General features: G+C 60.8%; 6 protein-coding genes. 3 read left to right on the top strand and 3 right to left on the bottom strand.

The features are described 5' to 3' along the window. On the top strand, window positions 1–434 hold a 434-nt coding region (locus tag ACXJ7R_RS19735), incomplete at its 5' end, for a hypothetical protein (protein WP_457153311.1). A 158-nt stretch (window positions 435–592) separates the two neighbouring features. Continuing rightward, window positions 593–1552 carry a DMT family transporter gene (locus tag ACXJ7R_RS19730; protein ID WP_457153310.1) on the top strand — a complete coding sequence of 320 codons (960 nt, stop codon included), beginning with the start codon at window positions 593–595 and terminating at the stop codon, window positions 1550–1552. A gap of 124 nt (window positions 1553–1676) precedes the next feature. On the opposite strand, the gene ACXJ7R_RS19725 is transcribed toward ACXJ7R_RS19730, so the two are convergent. Next, window positions 1677–3443, bottom strand: coding sequence for an adenylate/guanylate cyclase domain-containing protein (locus ACXJ7R_RS19725; RefSeq protein WP_457153309.1), 1767 nt, complete (start codon window positions 3441–3443; stop codon window positions 1677–1679). 370 nt (window positions 3444–3813) lie between these two features. Between ACXJ7R_RS19725 and ACXJ7R_RS19720 the strand changes: the two genes are divergently transcribed. Continuing rightward, window positions 3814–5946, top strand: a complete 2133-nt coding sequence (locus ACXJ7R_RS19720; protein WP_457153312.1) for an adenylate/guanylate cyclase domain-containing protein — start codon at window positions 3814–3816, stop codon at window positions 5944–5946. A gap of 320 nt (window positions 5947–6266) precedes the next feature. On the opposite strand, the gene ACXJ7R_RS19715 is transcribed toward ACXJ7R_RS19720, so the two are convergent. Continuing rightward, window positions 6267–6830 (bottom strand): histidine phosphatase family protein, encoded by a 564-nt coding sequence (locus ACXJ7R_RS19715; RefSeq protein WP_457153308.1) that lies wholly within the window; start codon window positions 6828–6830, stop codon window positions 6267–6269. Window positions 6831–6894: 64 nt separating this feature from the next. Then, on the bottom strand, window positions 6895–7569 hold a 675-nt coding region (locus tag ACXJ7R_RS19710; RefSeq protein ID WP_457153307.1), incomplete at its 5' end, for an acetamidase/formamidase family protein.

The following is a 7569-nucleotide window of genomic DNA, read 5'->3' as shown; positions in this document are numbered from 1 at the left end:
ACTCCGCGGCGGGGGTGCCGGAAGGCTTCAAGCCTGGTCCGATGGGCGATCACGGGCTTGGTCAACTGGCCTATGACAAGGGCATGCGCATCCTTGCGGCCACCCAGGCCGACGACGTTGCCCTGGAGAGCGGTTCACTCGGCCAGGGGCTGCTGACCTATGCGCTCAAGGAGGGGTTGACGACCGGAACCAGCACGCACAAGCTTGCCGACACAGACGGCGATGGCACGGTCACCATGAAGGAATGGCTGACCTATGCCGAAACCCGGGTGCCCGGCCTCTACCAGGATGTGCTCGCCGGCAAGATCGAGAAGACCAGGGACTCCAGCCCCGATGCCAATCTTCTCGAAGACACCACCCGACACGCCCAGACGCCGGCACTGTTTGATTTCGTGAGAGCGACCGCGCAAGACCCTGTGATTGCAGCCCGCTGAGGATGGCGCGGGAAAGAGCCTATTCGCTCCCTCGAAAGACACATGGCGGCCGAGAGCAGATTCCTTTTCGACCCCATCATTTCAAAACGAATGCACGACCCAACGACGCAGGTTATATTGCCCCACGGGCCAACGTCATCGAAGGGGGAGGGCATGACATGCAGGCAATGCCGATAGCGCATCAAGCCGCGCAACCCGTGGTCGGGCCCGTATCCTCCTTGACCGGCTATCCGACCGCCGTCCTGTGCTGGCTGCTTTCGGCTGGGGTCTATATCGCGGCCAAATGGGTGGCGCCTGAAATGCCGCCCTGGGGCCTCTGCTTCTGGCGGCTGACGCTCGCTTGCGCAATCCTGCTGCCGATTGTGCACCATCATCACGACGCGATGATAGGGCTTTTGCGAACTCGCGCCGTGGAGGTCGTCGCCGTGGGGGCGATCGGCCTCACGCTGTGCCAGGGTATGATCTACCATGGCCTCAACGACACCGACGCCACCACGGCCGGCATCATCATGGCGCTGTCGCCTGTCATGACCATGGTGCTCGCCCGTTTCGTGCTTGGCGAGCCGCTCGGCCTGTGGAAGTCGCTTGGCGCGCTGGTTGCGCTCGCCGGGATGATTTTCATCGTTGCCCACGGGAACCTGACGGCGCTGCTGCAACTCAAGTTCAACGCCGGCGAGCTGTGGATCGTCGGCAGCGCGTTCAGCTGGGGCCTGTACACCGTGCTTTTGCGCCGTGCCAAATTCGGCATCGAACTCCTGCCGATGGTCGTGCTGCTGCTCGGCGCCGGTGCGCTGGTCGCATTGCCTTTCCATTTGTGGGAATTGTTCAACGACGAACGCTCCGCCATGGACGTCCACAGCATTCTCGCGCTCGCCTATCTGGCAGGTCCCGGCGGCGCCTTGATGTACTATCTCTACAACAAAAGCGTGGAAACGCTCGGCGCGAGCCGGGCGAGCATGTTGCTCTATCTGCAGACGGTGTTCGTCGCCATACTCGCCTATCTGCTGCTCGGCGAGGACTTGCACGATTACGATCTGGTCGGTGCGGCCTTCATCGTCGCCGGCATCGTACTCGCCACCGTGGTCAAACCCCGGCCGGCTCAACCACGCGTGGCGTAGAAATCTTGCGCGTGACGGCGAGGAACTGGCCTGGAGCTTGTGGAAGGGGAAGAGTCGCGACTGTTCGAGCCTTTCGGCATAGATTTAATTGCCAGGTCCCTTGGAAAACGGCCCCTTGCCATGCCTAATCTGGCAGGCCCGCCAGACGCCAGCCATCAACAAACGGCTGCGCAGAGCTCCGGCTCTTGAAGGGGGAGTTCGCAGAGAAATCAGCGAACCTCCAATTTGGATTTCCCGCAAGGAATATCCGTGCCTCCTCCTGTGCCTCCGAAACGCGGCCGGCAAGGGCAAGTGCGACAATCAGGTGCTCTCTCGAACCGGTCCCATAGGTTTCTTCCCGGCTTAAGGATGCAATAGCTTCTTCATAGTAACCGGCGGAGATCTGAGCCGCTCCAATAATCCAGAAATACCAACCGGGAGCGCGAGGATTTAAGCGCAGCGCCTCTGCGCACGCCTTCAGCGCTGCTTGCGGTTCGCCTAAATAGGTCTGAAGCTCACCGCTCCATGCCACTGCATCTGCATTGTTGGGATTTATCCGAATGGCAGCATCGAACTGAAATTTCGCCTCATCCCAATTCCGCTCGTGGAGATGAACGCAGCCCACAACCATGCGTGCGTGAGAATCGCCGGGATCGATTTCCACCGCTCGTTGCGCGTGCATTAGAGCCTCTGCGCGACGAGGCGTCTGCGGGCCTCCCCAGATAAACCAACTAAATAGCAATGATAGGGCAAGATTGCTGTGCCCTTCGCAGTAGTTCGGATCGATCTGTACGGCACGTTTCAAATCGTCACAGGCCTCACTGGTGTCTGATCGCGAAACATTCCATTTGCCTCGCGACCTGACACAAAGATCATAGGCTTCCAGATTTGACGGTCGGGAATGGGCAACAATATTCTTGTCACCAAGCTTGCCAGAAATCGCTTCAACGACGCGTCGCGTGACCTCGTCCTGAACGTCGAAGATGTCGGCGATATCGCGGTCGAAGCGCTCGGCCCACACGTGATTGCCGCCTTCGGTCGCATTGATTAGCTGCACATTGACACGCAACCGCTTGTTGGATCGCCGTGCGCTGCCCTCAAGAATATATTTGACGCCCAGATCGCGAGCGATCTGACGGACGTCGGTGGGCTTGCCCTTGTAGGCGAAGGTGGAGTTGCGGGCGATGACGAAGAAGCCGGACACATTCGACAAATCGGTGATGATGTCCTCCGTCAGCCCGTCGGTGAAGAATTCCTGTTCGGCGTCGCCACTCATGTTGACGAAGGGCAGCACGGCAATCGAAGGCTTGTCGGGCAGCGCGAGCGGGTGCGAAGATTTCTCCGGCACGAGAGCGTCAGCCGGTGCCGCGGGCTTGGCCTTGGCGGGAACTCCGACCTGCAGCGAATAGACCCGGATCGGCTCGGCGATGTTCTTCAACTGAACCGCGCCGCGATCGTAGATTGCGATATCGAGCCTTGACTTTACCTGCCAATAGGCTTGCTCGGAAAGACAGATATTGCCGGGTTCGCATATGCCTTCAAGGCGCGCGGCGATATTGACGCCATCGCCCATCAGGTCGCCATCGCGTTCTTGCACGACGTCGCCCAAGTGAATGCCGATCCGGAACTCGATGCGGCGATCATCCGGCACCCCGGCATTGCGCTCAAGCATGGCGTTCTGCACTTCGATCGCGCAGCGCACTGCTTCCACCACGCTGCTGAACTCGACGAGGCTCCCGTCGCCTGTGCGCTTGACGACGCGACCACGATGAACAGCGATGGTGGGATCGATGAGATCGCTGCGCAGCGCCCGCAACCGTGCCAAGATGCGATCTTCATCTGCGCCGGCTAACCGGCTGTAGCCGACCACATCCGAGACCAGGATCGCTGCAATTTTGCGGGCCTCACTCATGTCGTGCTCCCTCCATCCAGTCTGGCACTACTGCCGAGCCAAAGGAAGATAGCCCGCGCCATTGGTCGGATGGTCCGCGTGACCGTTTACTCGCCGGGGTGGCACGGCGCACGGAGCGGCGCTATGCAGTTGGTGAGTATAGTTGCTAAACCCAGCGATAGAACGAGGGGACGGTGTCGGTGCGACCGCGACGTTTCTGCGCAGTGCGGTCCCACGGGCAAATCGACAACGCATTCCACGTCTCGCAGTAAAGTTGGTATGCATACGCGAGGGAGAGGGTAACAGATGAAACATATTCTTGGCCTGCCGTCCGACTCGACGCCGACGCTCCTGTTCCCGAAGGCGTGATGCAAAAGCAATGTCAGATCTCATGTCTTCTCAAGATGTGACCGGCTCATCCCGCCCCGCGGGCTGGGGCTTGGCCGCAAAGCTGTTTACAACCCTCGTCCTTCTTGGCGCGACCGCGGTCCTGGTGACCGGGGTTCTCGGTTACTTCCGCGCCCGCGACGCCCTCGAAAAAGCAGTCTTCGACCAACTCACGGCCGCCCGTCAGACCAAGGCGCGCCAGGTTGAAACCTACTTCCGCACAATCCAGGCGGAGCTGCGCCTGCTTGCCACTTCCAAGATGGTGGTCGATGCGACACGCGAGTTCCGGATCGCGGTCGACCAACTCGACCGGGCAGGCGCGCCGCCTGACCTGCGGCAGAAGGTCGGCGTTTGGTACGCTGAGAACTTCATCCCCGGAATGACGCGCACCCTAGGCAGGGAACCAGCCCTGTCGGACTACCTGCCGGTCGGTGGTGCCCCCTACTATCTGCAGTATCACTACATTGTGGAGAATCCCAACTCGCCGGAGCGGCGCAAGCTTCTCGACGACGCCGGCGACGGAAGCGAATACACCAGGCTGCATGCCATATATCATCCGTTGATGCGCGCTGCGGCGACCACGGTCGGCTTTTTCGATCTCATGATTGCCGATCCCAAATCAGGTCGCCTGATCTATACGGTCGAGAAGGAGGTGGATTTCACCACGTCCCTTCAATTGGGTCCGTACCGTCGCACCAACGTCGCGGCCGCCGTCGCCCGCTGCTCGCAGATCGCAGATCCGTCAGCCATCTGCCTCGAAGATTTCTCCTCTTATGCGCCGTCTGGCGGCGCACCGATCGCCTTTATGGCAGCACCGGTGATTGCCCAGGGCGTCGTCATCGGCGCGCTGGTCGCRCAACTGTCGAATGATGAGATCGACAACGTTGTCACTGGTAACCGCCGCTGGCGGCAGGAAGGGTTCGGCGACACGGGTGAGGCCTATCTCGTCGGACCCGATTATCTGGCGCGCTCAGGCTCGCGGGTGTTCTACGAGAACCGGGAAAACTACTTCGCCGACCTCAAATTCGCCGGCGCTTCGGACGAGGAGATCGCCGCCATTCAGCGCTACGGGACACCAGTGCTGCATCAGCGCGCCGACACCAAGGCCACCCGTGCCGCGCTCGCCGGTGTCGAGGGCACGGGCGAGATCATCGGATACCGTGGCGTCCCGACGCTCGCTTCATGGGGACCGCTCGCGATTTCCGGTGTCAAGTGGGCTCTCGTCGCAAAGATCGACAGCGCCGAGGCCTTCGCACCGATTGCGGAACTCCGCCGGGATCTGCTGTTTGTCGGGGGACTGGCGCTGCTCGTGGTGGCCGCCATCGCCGCCTGGCTTTCGCGCGCGCTGCTCGGACCGCTCCGCGATCTCACTGCCGGGGTGAAACGCTTCTCTGCTGGCGACTATGCGACCAGCGTGCCGGTCCGCACGCGCGACGAGATTGGCGAACTCTGCTCGGCCTTCAATGGCATGGTTGAGGATCTGCACCAGAAGAATCTCGTGATAGAGAACAAGAACCGCGAGAACGAGCAGCTGCTGCTCAACGTCCTGCCGGCACCGATCGCGAATCGGCTGCGCGCTGGCGAGGAGAGGATCGCCGACGGCTTCGCCGAGGTCACGGTCGCCTTCGCAGACCTGGTCGGGTTCACGGCACTGACATCGGAAATGCCGCCGCACGATGTCGTGATGTTTCTCAACGGACTCTTCACGCGCTTCGACGTTGCCGCCAATGATCTCGGCATCGAAAAGATCAAGACGGTGGGCGACTCCTATATGGCGGTGTGCGGCCTACCCGTACCGGTAGCCAACCACGCCGAGCGCATGGTCCGCATGGCCATCCGCATGGTCCACATTACCCGCGAGCACGCCATGGAACACAACGTCTCTATGAAGCTCAGGGTTGGCGTCAACAGCGGGCCAGTGGTCGCCGGCGTCATTGGGAAGAGTAAGTACATCTATGATTTATGGGGTGACACAGTGAACTTGGCGAGCCGCATGGAGTCTGCCGGAGTTCCCGACTCTGTTCAGGTGACGCGCCCCGTCTATGAACAGCTCAAGGACCAATTCGTCTTCGAGCCGCGCGGCGCTATCGAAGTCAAAGGCAAGGGAAAAGTGGAAGCCTGGGTATTGAGATTTTAGGCGCTGGGGGCACCTCCGATGCCGGCTTGCCCTCCACCTATACGCCGTCAATGGATTTCGCCGCGGGCGCGACTGGCCGCCTTCATGCGGTTCGAAGGTCTCGACGAAGCGCATCGRGCCGAAAAGATCGACGCCCTCTATGTGCTCTTCTGATGTCCTGGATGCGGATATCGCACCGCCTTCGCGGATCGTTCAGAACAGATACGACGCCGGGGACCGCGGGCCTTGTATTGCTCGACGAGACAAACGGAGCGCTGGCCACGAAACACGACATATGAAGCGATGAGTCCAAATTATCGGGTTCCGGCCCAAATGAGGCGTCAACCGCACGTGCGAAGGACCCAGCGCGTACCGTCCGAATAGAGACCAATCAAGGAAATTGGCGGGGTATCGATTCGCCAGTATGAAGTTAGCGGTGCCCCCAATATGTGGATCATGGCTGTCCGCACCACCGCCGGGTGAGTAACCGCTATCAGTTGTCCGCCTGCCGACAGCATTGAATCGAGGAACCCTGCAGTTCGGGTGGCCACTTCCGTCAGCGCTTCACCGCCTCCGGGACTATAGGCGGGATCGGCTCGCCATGCGGCAAGCGAACCGGGCTGCGCGGCTTCAATCTCATCTGGCGTCTTGCCCTCCCAGGCGCCGTAGTTCTGGTCTCGCAAGCTGTCGTGGACCGTTGCGCGGAGCCCCATGAAATGGGCTGTTTGCTGGGCGCGTAGCGATGGAGCCACCAACACGCGGTTCGTGTTCGAAAGCTGCTGACCAAGCGCGCGAGCGAGCTCAACCGAGCGCTTTTCCAGTGTCTCGTCAAACAGCGGGAACCCCGCTTTGCGCATTCTCTGCGTGATGCCGCTGCAAACCAGCGTCAGGCGTGTCGCTCTCATACCGCGCGTCCGCGTTTCGGTTCGATGATAGCTGTCTTCGCGGCCAAAGCCTGCAGCAACCAACCTAACAGGTAATAATCGTTTTCCTTACAGCCGCCGCGACGGAATATTTCGGGTCGACAAAATTGCCCAGCCGCACGATGCCGCATTGGCTCAGCAGCATGTAGGCGTCCCACTTGTCGAAGCCGAACTCAGCGACCATCCAGCGGATCAGTTCGCGGTAAGCGATGCGTGTTGCATCCTCAAGGGGTCTGGCACTGCCGATCGCCATAATGAGATCGGCGGTCTCGAGCCGAGGCCAATCGATTGTCCAGCCCTTGATCAAGTCGACACGGATGGTGACGGTCGCCGAATACTCGACCGCCACGCCGCAAACCTCGCCGTCGCCTTGGCAGGCATGCGCATCACCTATGAACACGCGAGCGCCGGGCGAGCGAACGGGCAGGTACGTCACGCTGCCAGGCCCCATGTCCGGCAGGTCCATGTTGCCGCCGTGGTTGTCGGGCGTCAGCGAGTTGATGGAATCGATCTCTGGTGAGCAGCTCAGCGTCCCGATATGAGGCTTGTAAGGGAGCGTGACCCGATCGCTCCAGTAAACATGCTCCTCGTCGAGGTTGATCTTGCGGACCACCTCGGGCAGCGGCTCGTTGAGCATGGCCGTGTACGTCGTACCGGTCAGGGCACCGAACTCCTCGATCATGCAGCACGTGCCGCGTGGGTTCTGGCCGCGTGGCACCAT

This window comes from Mesorhizobium sp. P5_C1 (assembly GCF_054049815.1).
This window is presented reverse-complemented; position numbering and strand designations above follow the sequence as displayed.